Source organism: Erwinia sp. HDF1-3R, assembly GCF_039621855.1.
Taxonomy (GTDB): domain Bacteria; phylum Pseudomonadota; class Gammaproteobacteria; order Enterobacterales; family Enterobacteriaceae; genus Erwinia.
In genome coordinates this window covers 578,438-592,407 of the sequence record NZ_CP155071.1, presented here as the reverse complement: position 1 = coordinate 592,407, position 13,970 = coordinate 578,438, and the positions used below count along the sequence as shown (strand labels likewise).

16 protein-coding genes are annotated in these 13,970 nt (G+C 54.6%); 8 read left to right on the top strand and 8 right to left on the bottom strand.

Features of this window, described 5'->3' with window-relative positions:
• Nucleotides 1–10 precede the first annotated feature (10 nt).
• Entirely contained in the window at nt 11–988 is a 978-nt protein-coding gene (epmA, locus tag AAGR22_RS02615) for an elongation factor P--(R)-beta-lysine ligase (protein ID WP_067704260.1), read from the bottom strand.
• A 277-nt stretch (nt 989–1,265) separates the two neighbouring features.
• On the opposite strand from epmA, the gene frdA reads away from it, so the two are divergent.
• The 5 genes from frdA to AAGR22_RS02590 all read left to right on the top strand — a co-directional run bounded on the left by frdA (nt 1,266) and on the right by AAGR22_RS02590 (nt 5,218).
• Complete coding sequence (frdA, locus tag AAGR22_RS02610) at nt 1,266–3,044, top strand: fumarate reductase (quinol) flavoprotein subunit (protein ID WP_345830108.1); 1,779 nt, start codon at nt 1,266–1,268, stop codon at nt 3,042–3,044.
• Nucleotides 3,041–3,775: a succinate dehydrogenase/fumarate reductase iron-sulfur subunit gene (locus tag AAGR22_RS02605; RefSeq protein ID WP_067704266.1), complete on the top strand. Its 735-nt coding sequence runs from the start codon at nt 3,041–3,043 to the stop codon at nt 3,773–3,775. Before frdA ends, AAGR22_RS02605 begins: the two co-directional genes overlap by 4 nt.
• A gap of 9 nt (nt 3,776–3,784) precedes the next feature.
• Nucleotides 3,785–4,180 carry a fumarate reductase subunit FrdC gene (gene frdC, locus AAGR22_RS02600; protein WP_067704269.1) on the top strand — a complete coding sequence of 132 codons (396 nt, stop codon included), beginning with the start codon at nt 3,785–3,787 and terminating at the stop codon, nt 4,178–4,180.
• An 11-nt stretch (nt 4,181–4,191) separates the two neighbouring features.
• On the top strand, nt 4,192–4,548 hold the full coding sequence (gene frdD / locus AAGR22_RS02595) for a fumarate reductase subunit FrdD (protein WP_345830105.1): 357 nt from the start codon (nt 4,192–4,194) through the stop codon (nt 4,546–4,548).
• Between the two features lie 145 nt (nt 4,549–4,693).
• Nucleotides 4,694–5,218, top strand: coding sequence for a lipocalin family protein (locus AAGR22_RS02590; protein WP_345830103.1), 525 nt, complete (start codon nt 4,694–4,696; stop codon nt 5,216–5,218).
• A 40-nt stretch (nt 5,219–5,258) separates the two neighbouring features.
• On the opposite strand, the gene AAGR22_RS02585 is transcribed toward AAGR22_RS02590, so the two are convergent.
• The 3 genes from AAGR22_RS02585 to efp all read right to left on the bottom strand — a co-directional run bounded on the left by AAGR22_RS02585 (nt 5,259) and on the right by efp (nt 6,261).
• Entirely contained in the window at nt 5,259–5,393 is a 135-nt protein-coding gene (locus AAGR22_RS02585) for an entericidin A/B family lipoprotein (protein ID WP_067704279.1), read from the bottom strand.
• A gap of 108 nt (nt 5,394–5,501) precedes the next feature.
• Nucleotides 5,502–5,633 carry an entericidin A/B family lipoprotein gene (locus tag AAGR22_RS02580; protein WP_067704643.1) on the bottom strand — a complete coding sequence of 44 codons (132 nt, stop codon included), beginning with the start codon at nt 5,631–5,633 and terminating at the stop codon, nt 5,502–5,504.
• A gap of 61 nt (nt 5,634–5,694) precedes the next feature.
• Entirely contained in the window at nt 5,695–6,261 is a 567-nt protein-coding gene (efp, locus tag AAGR22_RS02575; RefSeq protein WP_067704280.1) for an elongation factor P, read from the bottom strand.
• A 41-nt stretch (nt 6,262–6,302) separates the two neighbouring features.
• Between efp and epmB the strand changes: the two genes are divergently transcribed.
• A complete protein-coding gene (gene epmB, locus AAGR22_RS02570; RefSeq protein ID WP_345830100.1) occupies nt 6,303–7,331 on the top strand; it encodes an EF-P beta-lysylation protein EpmB in 1,029 nt (342 codons plus the stop codon).
• Between the two features lie 177 nt (nt 7,332–7,508).
• Here epmB and AAGR22_RS02565 read toward each other — a convergent pair whose 3' ends face one another.
• The 4 genes from AAGR22_RS02565 to AAGR22_RS02550 all read right to left on the bottom strand — a co-directional run bounded on the left by AAGR22_RS02565 (nt 7,509) and on the right by AAGR22_RS02550 (nt 10,711).
• Nucleotides 7,509–7,856, bottom strand: a complete 348-nt coding sequence (locus AAGR22_RS02565) for a DUF4156 domain-containing protein (RefSeq protein ID WP_345830098.1) — start codon at nt 7,854–7,856, stop codon at nt 7,509–7,511.
• A gap of 196 nt (nt 7,857–8,052) precedes the next feature.
• On the bottom strand, nt 8,053–9,699 hold the full coding sequence (groL, locus tag AAGR22_RS02560) for a chaperonin GroEL (RefSeq protein WP_345830096.1): 1,647 nt from the start codon (nt 9,697–9,699) through the stop codon (nt 8,053–8,055).
• A 47-nt stretch (nt 9,700–9,746) separates the two neighbouring features.
• On the bottom strand, nt 9,747–10,040 hold the full coding sequence (locus tag AAGR22_RS02555) for a co-chaperone GroES (RefSeq protein WP_067704283.1): 294 nt from the start codon (nt 10,038–10,040) through the stop codon (nt 9,747–9,749).
• 203 nt (nt 10,041–10,243) lie between these two features.
• The gene (locus AAGR22_RS02550) at nt 10,244–10,711 is read right to left on the bottom strand and encodes an FxsA family protein (RefSeq protein ID WP_345830094.1); all 468 of its coding nucleotides are present in this window, start codon (nt 10,709–10,711) and stop codon (nt 10,244–10,246) included.
• Between the two features lie 364 nt (nt 10,712–11,075).
• Here AAGR22_RS02550 and aspA point away from each other — a divergent pair, with 364 nt between their 5' ends.
• Both aspA and AAGR22_RS02540 read left to right on the top strand, forming a co-directional pair.
• Entirely contained in the window at nt 11,076–12,512 is a 1,437-nt protein-coding gene (gene aspA, locus AAGR22_RS02545) for an aspartate ammonia-lyase (protein WP_345830092.1), read from the top strand.
• Nucleotides 12,513–12,515: 3 nt separating this feature from the next.
• A complete protein-coding gene (locus AAGR22_RS02540) occupies nt 12,516–13,817 on the top strand; it encodes an anaerobic C4-dicarboxylate transporter (RefSeq protein ID WP_345830090.1) in 1,302 nt (433 codons plus the stop codon).
• Nucleotides 13,818–13,970 lie beyond the last annotated feature (153 nt).

The following is a 13,970-nucleotide window of genomic DNA, read 5'->3' as shown; positions in this document are numbered from 1 at the left end:
TCCGCTCCAATCAGCAGCGGTCGACGGAAAAGGCGATCACCTCGCTTAACGTCTCCACTTTCAGTGCCAGCATCACGATGCGATCCACGCCCAGGGCCACGCCTGAACAGTCTGGCAAGCCGTGCGCCAGCGCATCCAGCAGGTTGGTATCAATGGGGTGCTGAGGCAGCCCGCGCGCGGCCCGCTTGCGGTTATCCTGATCGAACCGCTGACGCTGTTCACGGCTGTCCGTCAGCTCATGGAAGCCATTAGCCAGCTCCATTCCCTTAAAGTAGACCTCGAAGCGTTCAGCAACGCGATGATCCTCGGTACTGATCTGCGCCAGCGCGGCCTGTGAGGCCGGGAAATGATACACAAAAGCCGGCTTATCCTTACCGATGTGGGGTTCCACCCCCAGCATAAACAGCAGCTGAAGCAGCGTATCCCGATCCTCTTCCCGGTTCGCCAGCTCGCCCTCCCCCAGCTTTTCTGCTGCCGCACGCAGCTGTGCCTTATCGGCTGAGAGCGGATCGATCTCCAGATGACGAATAAATGCCTGCTGGTATGAGAGCGTTTCCGCCGGCGCGCACTCCAGCACCTGCTGCAAAAGATCGTCCACTTCGTTCATCAGACGATACATGTCGTAGTGGGGTCGATACCACTCCAGCATGGTGAATTCAGGGTTGTGGTGACGGCCCGATTCTTCATTACGAAAGCTGCGGCAGAGCTGGAAAATGGGGCCACTCCCCGCCGCCAGCAGCCTTTTCATATGGTATTCCGGGCTGGTCATTAAATAGAGATCCTGCCCTCCGGCAGCGCCCGGCCCAATAAAGCGCGTCTGGAAAGGGAACAGATGGACATCGGTCACCGTAGCCTGGCTCATGGCCGGGGTTTCAACTTCCAGTACGCCACGATCGGCAAAAAAACGCCGAATTTCTGCCATTATCGCCGCTCTTTTCAATAAATTGGCAATGGGTGCACTTGGTAGCCAGCTGGCCGTATCGCTCATCTTTCGACTCCTCAGTCTGACAGGGTGAAGCAGTCTACCCGAGCGGGCGAAGACAAACAAATTTGCGCCGCCGCATTCGGTCATCAGCGGGATAGTCCGGGCCGCTGGCAAAAAAATTTGCATAAAAACGTCAGCCGCGTCGCATTTTTGCGCTTAATTTTTCGCCTGAATACCGGAACATATCAAGTTTAGCGTGGCTGGAGCGTTTTATAATACCCATGGACAAATGAGGGGCATCTCTCATCCTCCTATATGACAAGCTGACAGGGAGAATACCGTGCAACACGTTACTGCCGATCTGGTCATTGTCGGTGCCGGTGGAGCGGGTCTACGCGCCGCCATCGCCGCGGCCGAAGCCTACCCAACCCTTTCCATCGCGCTGATTTCCAAAGTCTACCCCATGCGCAGCCATACCGTCGCGGCTGAAGGCGGCTCGGCTGCCGTCACCCAGGCACATGACAGCTTTGATCTTCATTTTCAGGACACCGTTTCCGGCGGCGACTGGCTGTGCGAGCAGGACGTGGTGGATTATTTCGTCGAGCACTGCCCGCGAGAAATGGCTCAGCTGGAAATCTGGGGTTGCCCCTGGAGCCGACGCGATGATGGCTCGGTTAACGTACGCCGCTTTGGCGGTATGAAGATCGAGCGTACCTGGTTTGCCGCGGATAAAACCGGCTTTCATATGCTTCACACCCTGTTCCAGACCTCGCTCAAATACCCACAAATCACCCGCTACGATGAGCATTTTGTTCTCGACATGCTGGTGGATGAAGGCGAAGTACGCGGCGTGGTGGCGATGAACATGATGGAGGGATCGCTGGTTCATATTCAGGCGAATGCTGTGGTGCTGGCCACCGGCGGTGCCGGACGGGTTTATCGTTATAATACCAACGGCGGCATCGTAACCGGTGACGGCATGGGTATGGCGCTGCGCCATGGCGTGCCGCTGCGGGATATGGAATTTGTTCAGTATCATCCTACGGGCCTGCCCGGCTCAGGTATTCTGATGACGGAGGGCTGTCGGGGTGAAGGCGGTATTCTGGTCAATAAAGATGGCTATCGTTATCTGCAGGACTACGGCATGGGCCCCGAAACACCCCTGGGCCATCCCGAAAATAAATATATGGAGCTAGGTCCGCGCGACAAAGTGTCCCAGGCATTCTGGCACGAATGGCAGAATGGCCGGACAATCGCCACGCCGCGCGGTGACGTGGTTCATCTTGACCTTCGCCATCTGGGCGAGAAAAAACTTCACGAACGACTGCCCTTTATCTGCGAACTCAGCAAAGCCTATGTCGGCGTTGATCCCGTCTCCGCCCCCATTCCCGTTCGGCCAACGGCGCACTACACCATGGGCGGCATTGAAACTAACGCCCAGTGCGAAACTCGTATTCGCGGGCTGTTTGCCGTAGGTGAATGCTCTTCAGTTGGCCTGCACGGCGCTAACCGTCTGGGTTCAAATTCTCTGGCCGAACTGGTGGTCTTTGGACGCGTCGCGGGTGAGCAGGCTGCTGCCCGCGCCCTGCAAAGCAAAAAAACCTCCACGGCGGCGCTGATGGCACAGGCCAGCGACTGCGAACGCCGCCTCAACGCGCTGGTGAATCAGCAGGGCAATGAGTGCTGGTCAACCCTGCGCGATGAAATGGGTATGGCAATGGAAGAGGGCTGCGGCATCTATCGCACCCCCGAGCTGATGCAGAAGACGATTGATAAGCTGGCCGAACTGAAAGAACGCTTTAAACGAGTGCATATCAGCGATATGTCGAGCGTATTTAATACCCAGCTGCTTTACAGCATTGAGCTGGGGCACGGGCTGGACGTTGCAGAATGCATGGCCCACGCGGCCTTCCAGCGCAAAGAGTCTCGCGGTGCCCACCAGCGGCTGGATGAGGGTTGCACCCAAAGGGACGATACGCATTTCCTCAGTCACTCTCTCGCTTTTTACAACCCGCACGGCGCACCGGAAATCGCCTGGGATTCGGTAAACATTACCCGTTTGCCGCCTGCTAAACGTGTTTATGGCGGTGAATCTGAAGTAAAAGGAGGCAAGGCATGAGCGATTTGAAGCGCTGTAAAATTGTTATCCAGCGCTATAACCCCGAGACCGACCGGGTGCCCCGCAATGAGAGCTTTGATGTCCCCTGGGATGAACAAACCTCGCTGCTGGATGCGCTGGGTTTTATTAAAGATAATCTCGCCTGCGATCTCTCCTTTCGCTGGTCCTGCCGGATGGCGATTTGCGGCTCCTGCGGGATGATGGTGGATGGCGTGCCGAAGCTGGCATGCAAAACCTTCCTGCGTGAATATCCAAAGGGCATGCTCGTTGCGCCACTGGCTAACTTCCCCGTGGAGCGAGACCTGGTTGTCGATATGAGCCACTTTATTGAAAGCCTCGAGGCGATCAAACCCTATGTGATCGGTAACACCCGGGAGCCATCAGAGGGGCCAGGCCAGCAAACGCCAGCCCAGATGGCGCGTTACCACCAGTTCTCCGGCTGTATCAACTGTGGGCTCTGCTATGCCGCCTGCCCGCAGTTTGGCCTTAACCCCGAGTTTATCGGCCCTGCGGCCATTACGCTGGCGCATCGCTACAATCTCGATAATCGCGACAAAGGCAAAAAACAGCGTATGGCACAGCTGAATGGCGAGAATGGCGTCTGGCCCTGCACCTTTGTGGGTTATTGCTCGGAGGTCTGCCCTAAGCATGTAGATCCTGCGGCAGCTATTCAGCAAAGCAAGGTTGAAAGTGCAAAAGACTTTCTGATTGCCACACTCAGGCCACGTTAAGGAGGGATAATGATCACTAAACGTAAACCTTATCACCGCCCGATGGAGACCGGCTGGTGGATGAAATCCGGTTTTTATCGCTTTTACATGCTGCGCGAAGGGACGGCTATTCCGGCGCTGTGGTTCAGCCTTGAGATGATTGCCGGGCTGTTTGCCCTGCGGCACGGTGCAGAGAGCTGGGCCAGTTTCATCGCGTTTTTACAGCATCCGGTGGTGCTGCTACTGAATCTTATTACGCTGGCAGCAGCCCTTTTACACAGCAAAACCTGGTTTGAACTGGCACCTAAAGCCTCGGTTATTGTTGTGGGCGATAAAAAACTTTCGCCGCGCCCGGTCATCATTGGGCTATGGAGTGTCACGATCGTCATTACCCTGGCGGTGTTGCTTCTGGTGCTGTGGCCTTAAGGAGAAATGAAATGAAAGCACAACCTGTACGCTCCGACGAACCGGTATTCTGGGGCTTATTTGGCGCAGGAGGGATGTGGGCTGCACTCTTTTCGCCGGTGATTGTCCTGGTGGTGGGTCTGCTGCTGCCGCTGGGTGCCGGGCCTGAACACGCCTTCAGCTATGAGCGGGTCCTCCACTTTGCTCAGTCCCTGCCCGGCAGGGTGTCTCTGTTGCTGGCTATCGTACTGCCGCTCTGGTGCAGCCTGCACCGAATACATCACAGCCTTCATGATATGAAAGTCATCCTTCCGGCCGGTAAATGGTTGCTTTACGGCTTCGCCGCTATCCTCACCGTGGTAACGCTTATCGGCATTATCGCGGTGTGAGATCGCTGGCGGCAAGCGGGTGAATCCCCGGAAGCTTACACCAGGTAAGTGACCGGGGTGAGCACGGGCGGCCAACGCGCCTGCAAATTGAAAGATGAAGGGTATATACTGGTGACGATATTCATTGCTAATGGAATACGTCTCTATGTCTCTGTGGAAAATGCTCATCGCCGGCGGCACCGCCCTTCTCTCTGTTGCCTGTAATACCACCCCGCCGAAAGGCGTCACGCCCGTTGAAGGCTTCAATACCGATCTCTATCTTGGTAGCTGGTATGAAATCGCCCGGCTGGATCACCGCTTTGAACGTGGTTTGCAGCAGGTAACCGCCAGCTACAGCAAGCGCGAGGACGGTGGCCTTAAGGTGGTAAACCGCGGATACAATGAGCAGAAGCAGCGCTGGCAGGAGAGCATTGGCAAGGCCTATTTTACCGGCTCCACCCGTCGTGGCGCGCTAAAAGTCTCTTTCTTCGGCCCCTTCTATGGCGGGTATAACGTTATTGCCCTCGACGACGACTATCAGCATGCGCTGATCTGCGGCCCGAACAGGAATTATCTGTGGATATTGTCGCGCACGCCAACGCTGACCGAATCTGTGAAAGAAACACTGCTGGCAAAAGCACAGCGTGAGGGATTTGACGTATCGAAGCTAATTTGGGTTAAGCAGAAGTAAGGTTAGAGATGAGGCCGGTGCGCGGGCACCGGCACACAAATTACTGCGCGGAACGCTGAATGGCCTGACCGCCAGCCGACACGTCTTCTCCCACGCCGCGCGTGGTGTTACAGGCTGTGAGCACGGAAGAGAGGACCAGCACCGAAAATATCGCAACAATACTTTTCTTTAACATGACAATTTCCTTTTAAGTAGAAGTAAAGTACAGCGTTTTAAGCATAGCTGTAATTTAGCCACACGCCTCAGAGCCGCGTAGCGAAAAGGAAACTTTAGGAGTATTGAGTTAGCTGGCTACGCGAGAGATAGCACCGCCAAGATGCTGAACGTCCTCGCCGAAACCATGGAAGGTATTACAGGCGCTGAGTGCGCAGGTCATCAGTAATGTTACAGCAATGCGTTTTATCCACTTCATCATCTGCATCCAACCACCTGAAAAATAAGGGCCTGCATCAGAGCAGACCCCCCAGTGTCCCGACTTATTTTACGCGAGAGACGTATTCGCCAGAACGGGTATCAACACGGATAACTTCGCCAATCTGCACGAACAGAGGTACTTTCACTACGGCACCGGTAGACAGCGTAGCGGGCTTGCCGCCAGTACCTGCGGTATCGCCTTTCAGGCCTGGATCGGTATCAACGATTTCAAGCTCAACAAAGTTTGGCGGCAGTACCTGAATCGGCTTGCCGTTCCACAGCGTAACGATACATTCGGCGTTGTCCAGCAGCCATTTTGACGCATCCCCAACCGTTTTCTCTTCAACAGGATGCTGTTCAAAAGTTTCAGGGTGCATAAAGTGGTAGAACTCACCATCGTTGTACAAATAGTTCAGGTTAGTATCTACTACGTCTGCGCCTTCGGCGGAATCGGTAGATTTGAACGTTTTCTCAACGCGGGTACCGGTCAGCAGACGACGCATTTTCACGCGTGCAAAAGCCTGGCCCTTACCGGGTTTAACGAACTCGCTTGATTCGATAGCATAAGGTTCGCTTTCGAACATGATTTTAAGACCGGGACGGAAATCGTTGCTAGAATAAGTCGCCATAAAGGCCCTCTACAATTTAATACTGGTACTTAGCCAAAAAAATGGCACACATTGTAACCCTAAACCCCCCTTCGCGAGAAGAATGGTTGCATCAACTTGCGGATGTAATCACCGATCCACATGAATTACTGCGTCTTTTAGGCCTTGATTCGCACCCGGCGCTGACGGCGGGCACTGATGCACGTCGTCTTTTTGCCCTGCGCGTCCCCCGGGCCTTTGCCAACAGAATGCAAAAAGGCGATCCGCAAGATCCTCTCCTGCTGCAGGTCATTACCGCCAGTCAGGAGTTTGTTGATGCTCCGGGCTACAGTACCGATCCGCTGGATGAGCAGAGCAGTGTCGTGCCGGGTCTGTTACATAAATATCGAAACCGTGCGCTGCTGTTGGTCAAAGGCGGCTGCGCCGTCAACTGTCGCTACTGCTTCCGCCGCCATTTTCCCTATGCTGATAACCAGGGCAACAAGCGCAACTGGCAGCAAGCCCTGGAGTATATCCGAGAGCAGCCAGAACTGGATGAGATTATTTTCTCCGGCGGCGATCCGCTGATGGCCAAAGACAGTGAGCTGGACTGGCTGATCGGCGAACTGGAGCGGATCCCGCACATTAAGCGGCTCAGATTTCACAGCCGTTTACCGGTGGTTATCCCTGCGCGCATCACCGCTGCTTTTTGTCACCGGCTGGCGCAGTCACGCCTGCAGGTGCTGTTCGTTACGCATATTAACCACGCCCGTGAGATTGATAGTGACCTGCGCGACGCCATGCAGCAGCTTAAACGTGCGGGTGTTACCCTTCTTAACCAGAGCGTACTGCTACGCCATATCAATGATAGCGCGGTTACGCTGGCTGCGCTGAGCAACGCACTCTTCGATGCCGGGATCCTGCCTTACTATCTTCACGTGCTGGATAAGGTTCAGGGTGCCGCTCACTTCTTTGTCTCTGACGAAGAGGCGCGCGCCATTATGCGTCAGCTGTTAACCCTGGTATCCGGCTATATGGTGCCTAAGCTCGCCAGAGAAATTGGCGGCGAACCAAGTAAAACACCGCTGGATTTGCAGCTACGTCAGTATTGACCGATGGGAGCCAGGGGCATGGCTTGGTCTGAGTCTGAGTCTGAGTCTGAGGCGTGAGAGGCTGTGGCAAAGCTTGCAAGGGTGTGGAGCATGAGAGGTGGCGGAAAAGCCAGGCGGGGCAAAGTATGGGAGGCGATAGAGCTATCCTCCCTTCGACGATGTGGTGCCAGGGCTAATTCAGGGGCACTTATAAACCTGACCGGTCATTTTGCTGTCCAGAGGCGCAAAGCTGGACCAGATGTTCTGCGTTGGGCTGGTGGCACCATAAATAACGTTGCCGCCCATTGCTGCTGCACGATTGCGTAAATCATTTGCCGCGCCGCGCAGGGAGCTGCTCTCGCCGCCTGCACCGCTCAGCCAGTTGCTCTGTGAGCCCGTCAGGTTGCCCAGTAGCTGGCATCCGCTCGCGGGCTGTTGGTCGGTGAAGGTGACACGTTCACCTCCAGCACTCAGCTGGTGTGAACTGCTACAGCCTGTCAGCAGCACTGCCGCGACAGAGAGTCCCAGCAAGACATTAATCCGCATTTTAATCCCCATTATTATCATCAGAGTCTTTCCAGAGCATACCGTGAAACCGGCTGAAGCTCTTGATCACCCGTTGTCCAACAACCCATAAACCGTTGTTCGGATTAGTTCTGGTGCCAATGACTTTACTATTTTCCCTCACAAAAGAAAAACCCCCTGTCAGAGACAGAGGGTTTCTTTTCAAACGGAGGGGGAATTACATCATTCCGCCCATGCCGCCCATACCACCCATGCCGCCGCCAGCACCTAAATCAGGCGCGTCACCTTTAGGCAGGTCGGTCACCATGCATTCGGTGGTGATCATCAGGCCAGCAACTGAGGCCGCGTACTGCAGCGCAGAACGGGTCACTTTGGTTGGATCCAGAATACCGAAGTCGATCATGTTGCCGTACTCTTCGGTCTGCGCGTTGTAACCGTAGTTACCTTCGCCTGCTTTAACCATGTTAGCCACCACGGATGGCTCTTCACCGGCGTTAGAGACGATCTGACGCAGCGGAGATTCCATGGCGCGCAGAGCAACCTTGATACCTACGTTCTGGTCTTCGTTCTGACCGGTCAGGCCAGCCAGCATCGCAGCAACGCGAACCAGCGCAACGCCACCGCCGGCAACCACACCTTCTTCTACCGCTGCGCGAGTGGCGTTCAGGGCATCTTCAACGCGGGCTTTTTTCTCTTTCATTTCAACTTCAGTCGCTGCGCCCACTTTCAGTACGGCTACGCCGCCTGCCAGTTTAGCGATACGCTCCTGCAGTTTCTCACGATCGTAATCAGAGGTCGCTTCTTCGCTCTGCTGACGAATCTGGTCAGCGCGACGATCGATGCTCTCTCTTTCACCCACGCCATCAATGATGGTGGTGGTATCTTTGTTGATCACAACGCGTTTCGCCTGACCCAGGTCTTCCAGCGCCGCTTTTTCCAGTTCCATACCAATCTCTTCGGAGATAACGGTACCACCGGTCAGCACGGCAATATCCTGCAGCATTGCTTTACGACGATCGCCGAAGCCAGGCGCTTTCACCGCAGCAACTTTAACGATGCCGCGCATGGTGTTAACCACCAGCGTTGCCAGTGCTTCACCTTCAACATCTTCAGCGATAATCAGCAGTGGCTTACCGGCTTTAGCAACGGCTTCCAGCACGGGCAGCATTTCGCGGATGTTAGAGATCTTCTTATCAGCCAGCAGGATGTAAGGTGATTCCAGCTCAACAGCGCCCGTTTCTGGCTTGTTGATGAAGTAAGGAGAGAGGTAGCCGCGGTCGAACTGCATCCCTTCCACGACAACCAGCTCGTCTTCCAGGCCAGTACCTTCTTCAACGGTGATCACGCCATCGTTGCCGACTTTCGCCATAGCCTGAGCAATCAGCTCACCAACGGTTTCATCAGAGTTAGCGGAGATAGTCCCTACCTGAGCGATCGCTTTAGAATCGGCGCAGGGTACGGAAAGGTTTTTCAGTTCAGCAACGGCGGCGATAACGGCTTTGTCGATACCGCGCTTCAGATCCATCGGGTTCATGCCCGCAGCAACGGCTTTCAGACCTTCGTTAACGATAGACTGAGCCAGTACAGTTGCCGTTGTGGTGCCGTCGCCCGCAGCGTCATTGGCTTTAGAAGCGACTTCTTTCACCATCTGCGCGCCCATGTTTTCGAACTTGTCTTCCAGTTCGATTTCACGTGCGACAGAAACACCATCTTTAGTGATGGTCGGTGCACCAAAAGATTTATCCAGAACCACGTTACGGCCTTTCGGGCCCAGGGTAACTTTTACTGCATCTGCCAGTACGTTCACGCCACGGAGCATTTTTACGCGTGCGTCATTACCGAATTTTACGTCTTTAGCTGCCATCTTAAATATCCCTTAAATTCGTTTCGTTCAGTGAGGTTCGCGGAAAATTACGCTTCAACAATCGCCAGAATGTCGCTTTCAGAGATGATCAGCACGTCTTCGTTGTCGATTTTTTCCGTTTTGGCGCCGTAGCCTTCATTAAAAATGACGACATCACCCACTTTCACGTCGAGCGCTTTTACGTCGCCGTTGTCAAGGAGTCGGCCATTACCGACAGCAAGCACTTCGCCACGGGTCGATTTACCCGCCGCGGAGCCGGTCAGCACAATGCCGCCCGCTGATTTAGATTCCACTTCTTTACGCTTGACGATAACACGGTCGTGCAGAGGACGAATTTTCATTGATAGCTCTCCTTTGAGAAGTCCAATCAGTCTTTTTTGGGATGAAAGCCGGGCTTAAGTGGCACCGGCCTCGTGACGGAAGAGATAGGGACGCGCGGAGGGGCTTTCAAGGGGAAAAAAATAAAAATTTTGCTTTTGCGTAACGATTGCACAATTTGTAACCGTAAGATCCCTAAGAGAAAGGCGGTTTCCCGCCTTGCACCTCATTTGCGACGGTCACCGTCACCGCGATCGTGTTCGATAAGCGTAGATCCCTTACGCTCATACTCGCCGTCAACGGTCACGCCGCTGTCGTTCGCCCCGCCCTGCCCCCGCCACACCCGCAGATGAGGCATCAGCTTAAGCGTAAGACGCTTCTGCACCGGCGGCAGCAGCAGCAGTAATCCCAGGAAATCGGTGAAAAAACCGGGCAGCAGCAGTAAAAAACCCGCCAGGATCAGCGAGACGCTTTTGATCATCTCCGCCGCCGGGCTTTCACCCATCTGAAGCTTCTGCTGCATCAGGACAATGTTTTTCATCCCCTGATTTTTAACCAGCGAGATACCAATCAGCGAGCTGAATACCACCAGCACCAGCGTCAGCAGTACGCCCAGCACGTGTGCCACCTGTATGAAAATGCTTATCTCAATCCAGGCGAGAACAAATAATATTAAAAACGGTAACCAGCGCACCGCAGTCTCCTGTTAGTCAGGGCCGCCCCGCATACTGCGCGACGGCAAAATAGAGATCGTAACGATCGTAGTTCAATGTAATGGGGGCTGTACGCGACCTTTTCAACCGTACCGCACCCGGTTAAGGGTTAGGGACGATATGCGATACAGCTCACATTGCGTCTGACTCAGTTGAAAATTAACGTGTTTCTTTTGATCTGCGTTCAGGCTTTCACACACCAACAGAATATGATCGTGCTCCGCCCTGGGCAAACGGATAAAATATTGCCCTAAGAGTTCCCAGCCAGACAATCATGATGATTGAATGGGTAACTACCTGAAAATCACGCATTTGAAAGGTGCGCACAACGTTAAGAAGGTTCACATGGCTGATAAGATTCGTATCGAAGAAGACCTGTTAGGTATGCGCGAAGTGCCGGCGGAAGCTTATTACGGCATTCATACTCTGCGGGCGATAGAAAACTTTTACATCAGTAACAGTAAAATTAGTGATATTCCTGAGTTTGTGCGCGGTATGGTCATGGTCAAGAAAGCAGCCGCGATGGCGAATAAAGAGCTGAAAACCCTGCCTCGTGACATTGCGAACAGGATTATTCAGGCTTGTGATGAAGTGCTCATCAATGGCAAATGCCTGGATCAGTTCCCGGTTGACGTCTATCAGGGCGGCGCAGGCACTTCAGTTAATATGAACACGAACGAAGTTCTGGCGAATATCGGGCTTGAGCTGATGGGCCACCAAAAGGGCGAGTACCAGTTCCTTAATCCCAACGACCACGTCAATAAATGCCAGTCAACTAACGACGCCTACCCCACCGGTTTTCGCATTGCGGTTTATACCTCCATTCTGACGCTGCTGGAGGCACTCGGTCAGCTCAGCGCAGGCTTTGAGCGCAAGGCCACTGAGTTTAATACCATCCTCAAAATGGGGCGCACCCAGCTACAGGACGCCGTGCCAATGACGCTCGGGCAGGAGTTTCACGCCTTTAACGTGCTGCTGAATGAAGAGATCAAAAGCATTCTGCGCACCGCCGAACTGCTGCTGGAGGTTAACCTGGGCGCCACGGCAATCGGTACGCGATTAAACACCCCGGAAGGTTACCAGCAGCTGGCGGTGCAAAAGCTGGCCGAAATCAGCGGTCTGTCCTGCATTCCGGCAGAGGATTTGATTGAAGCCACCTCCGACTGTGGCGCCTACGTGATGGTGCACAGTGCGCTGAAGCGCCTGGCCGTTAAGCTCTCCAAGATCTGTAACGATTTGCGCCTGCTCTCCTCCGGACCCCGTGCAGGCCTGAATGAAATCAACCTGCCCGAATTGCAGGCAGGCTCATCGATCATGCCAGCCAAGGTGAATCCAGTGGTGCCCGAGGTGGTTAATCAGGTGTGCTTTAAGGTGATTGGCAACGATATGACCGTGACGATGGCGGCAGAAGCGGGCCAGCTGCAGCTGAATGTAATGGAACCGGTCATCGGGCAGGCGATGTTTGAGTCTGTGCATATCCTGACTAACGCCTGTTCAAACCTGCTGGAGAAATGCGTTAACGGCATAACGGCCAATAAAGCCGTATGCGAAGCCTACGTGTTTAATTCCATCGGTATTGTTACCTACCTGAATCCCTACATTGGTCACCATAACGGCGACATTGTTGGCAAAATTTGTGCTGAAACGGGTAAAAGCGTGCGCGAGGTGGTGCTGGAGCGCGGCCTGCTGACCGAGGCAGAGCTGGATGATATTTTTTCCACCCAGAACCTGATGTTCCCGGCATACAAAGCGAAACGCTATACCGATGAAAATGAGGAGTAGTTCATGATCGTGCCGGAGTTAATTGTCGTCCTGATGGCGATTTATCTGGGCGCACGCCTCGGCGGGCCTGGTATCGGCCTGGCGGGCGGCGTGGGGATGTTGGTTCTTACGCTGGGATTCCACATCCGGCCCGGTGCCATTCCCTTTGATGTAATTGAAATTATTATGGGCGTGATTGCCGCGATTGCGGCAATGCAGGTGGCCGGGGGCATGGATTACCTGGTGAGCCTGGCCGAACGGCTGTTGCGCAGGCATCCCCGTTACATCACCTTTCTCGCGCCGCTGGTGACCTGGTTTATGACTATGCTGGCAGGCACGGGACATACCGCGTTCTCAACCCTGCCGGTTATTGCGGAAGTGGCGAAAGAGCAGGGCGTACGCCCTTCCCGCCCGCTGTCGATAGCCGTCGTCGCTTCGCAGATAGCCATTACCGCCTCACCCATTTCGGCCGCCGTGGTATTTCTGGCCGGGATACTGGAACCTGTCGGCATCAGCTATCTGGGCTTGCTGTCCGTGGCTGTTCCCTCGACGATGATCGCCATTTTCCTGGCGGCGTTAGTGACTAACTTTCTCGGCAAAGAGCTTAAGGACGATCCCGTATACCAGGAGCGCCTGGCAAAAGGCGAAGTGAGCCAGCGCGGGGCCAGCGTGCTGGAGGAAAAGCCAGGCGCGAAACTTTCCGTGCTGCTGTTTATCGTCGGTATTATCGCCGTGGTGCTCTATGCGACCGCCATTAGCGATACCGTCGGGCTGATCGCCAATCCGGTATTACCGCGCAATGAGGCCATCGTCATCTTTATGCTGACCACGGGCGCGTTAATCTGTCTGACCTGCAAGGTGGATGCAACGCGTATTCTCTCTGCCAGCACCTTTAAGTCCGGCATGAGCGCCTGTATTTGCGTGATGGGCGTGGCGTGGCTGGGCGATACCTTTGTTAAGGCGCATCTGTCAGAGATTCAACAGGTCGCTGGCGATCTGCTGGTTGAGTTCCCCTGGATGCTGGCGGTGATCCTCTTTTTTGCTTCCACGCTGCTTTATTCACAGGCCGCCACAACCAAGGCGCTGATGCCTGCGGCGCTGCTGCTGGGGGTCTCCCCCGTAACCGCCGTGGCATCCTTTGCGGCCGTGTCGGCCCTGTTTATTCTGCCCACCTATCCCACGCTGCTGGCTGCGGTGGAAATGGACGATACCGGCTCCACGCGCATTGGAAAATTCGTTTTTAATCACTCCTTTATCATCCCAGGTACGCTGGCTATCTGCCTTTCCGTACTGTTTGGCTTTATCTTCGGCCATCTGTTTTTGTAGCGCCTTTCAGGGCCGGAACTTTCTGGCCCTCTCTTTTTTCCCGCTTAACTGCGTTACATCCTGAAAATGTTCCTGACCCGACGTCATGATATAGTGCGCTGCATCCGTATACGGATTACCCAACGTGCGCCCACAACCACGCCCGGACGCCGG

Coding starts and splice junctions, on each gene's coding strand:
- epmA (WP_067704260.1), bottom strand. CDS start 988: ATGAGCGATACGGCCAGCTGGCTACCAAGTGCACCCATTGCCAATTTA.
- AAGR22_RS02605 (WP_067704266.1), top strand. CDS start 3,041: ATGAGCGATTTGAAGCGCTGTAAAATTGTTATCCAGCGCTATAACCCC.
- frdC (WP_067704269.1), top strand. CDS start 3,785: ATGATCACTAAACGTAAACCTTATCACCGCCCGATGGAGACCGGCTGG.
- frdD (WP_345830105.1), top strand. CDS start 4,192: ATGAAAGCACAACCTGTACGCTCCGACGAACCGGTATTCTGGGGCTTA.
- AAGR22_RS02590 (WP_345830103.1), top strand. CDS start 4,694: ATGTCTCTGTGGAAAATGCTCATCGCCGGCGGCACCGCCCTTCTCTCT.
- AAGR22_RS02585 (WP_067704279.1), bottom strand. CDS start 5,393: ATGTTAAAGAAAAGTATTGTTGCGATATTTTCGGTGCTGGTCCTCTCT.
- AAGR22_RS02580 (WP_067704643.1), bottom strand. CDS start 5,633: ATGATGAAGTGGATAAAACGCATTGCTGTAACATTACTGATGACCTGC.
- efp (WP_067704280.1), bottom strand. CDS start 6,261: ATGGCGACTTATTCTAGCAACGATTTCCGTCCCGGTCTTAAAATCATG.
- epmB (WP_345830100.1), top strand. CDS start 6,303: ATGGCACACATTGTAACCCTAAACCCCCCTTCGCGAGAAGAATGGTTG.
- AAGR22_RS02565 (WP_345830098.1), bottom strand. CDS start 7,856: ATGCGGATTAATGTCTTGCTGGGACTCTCTGTCGCGGCAGTGCTGCTG.
- groL (WP_345830096.1), bottom strand. CDS start 9,699: ATGGCAGCTAAAGACGTAAAATTCGGTAATGACGCACGCGTAAAAATG.
- AAGR22_RS02555 (WP_067704283.1), bottom strand. CDS start 10,040: ATGAAAATTCGTCCTCTGCACGACCGTGTTATCGTCAAGCGTAAAGAA.
- aspA (WP_345830092.1), top strand. CDS start 11,076: ATGGCTGATAAGATTCGTATCGAAGAAGACCTGTTAGGTATGCGCGAA.
- AAGR22_RS02540 (WP_345830090.1), top strand. CDS start 12,516: ATGATCGTGCCGGAGTTAATTGTCGTCCTGATGGCGATTTATCTGGGC.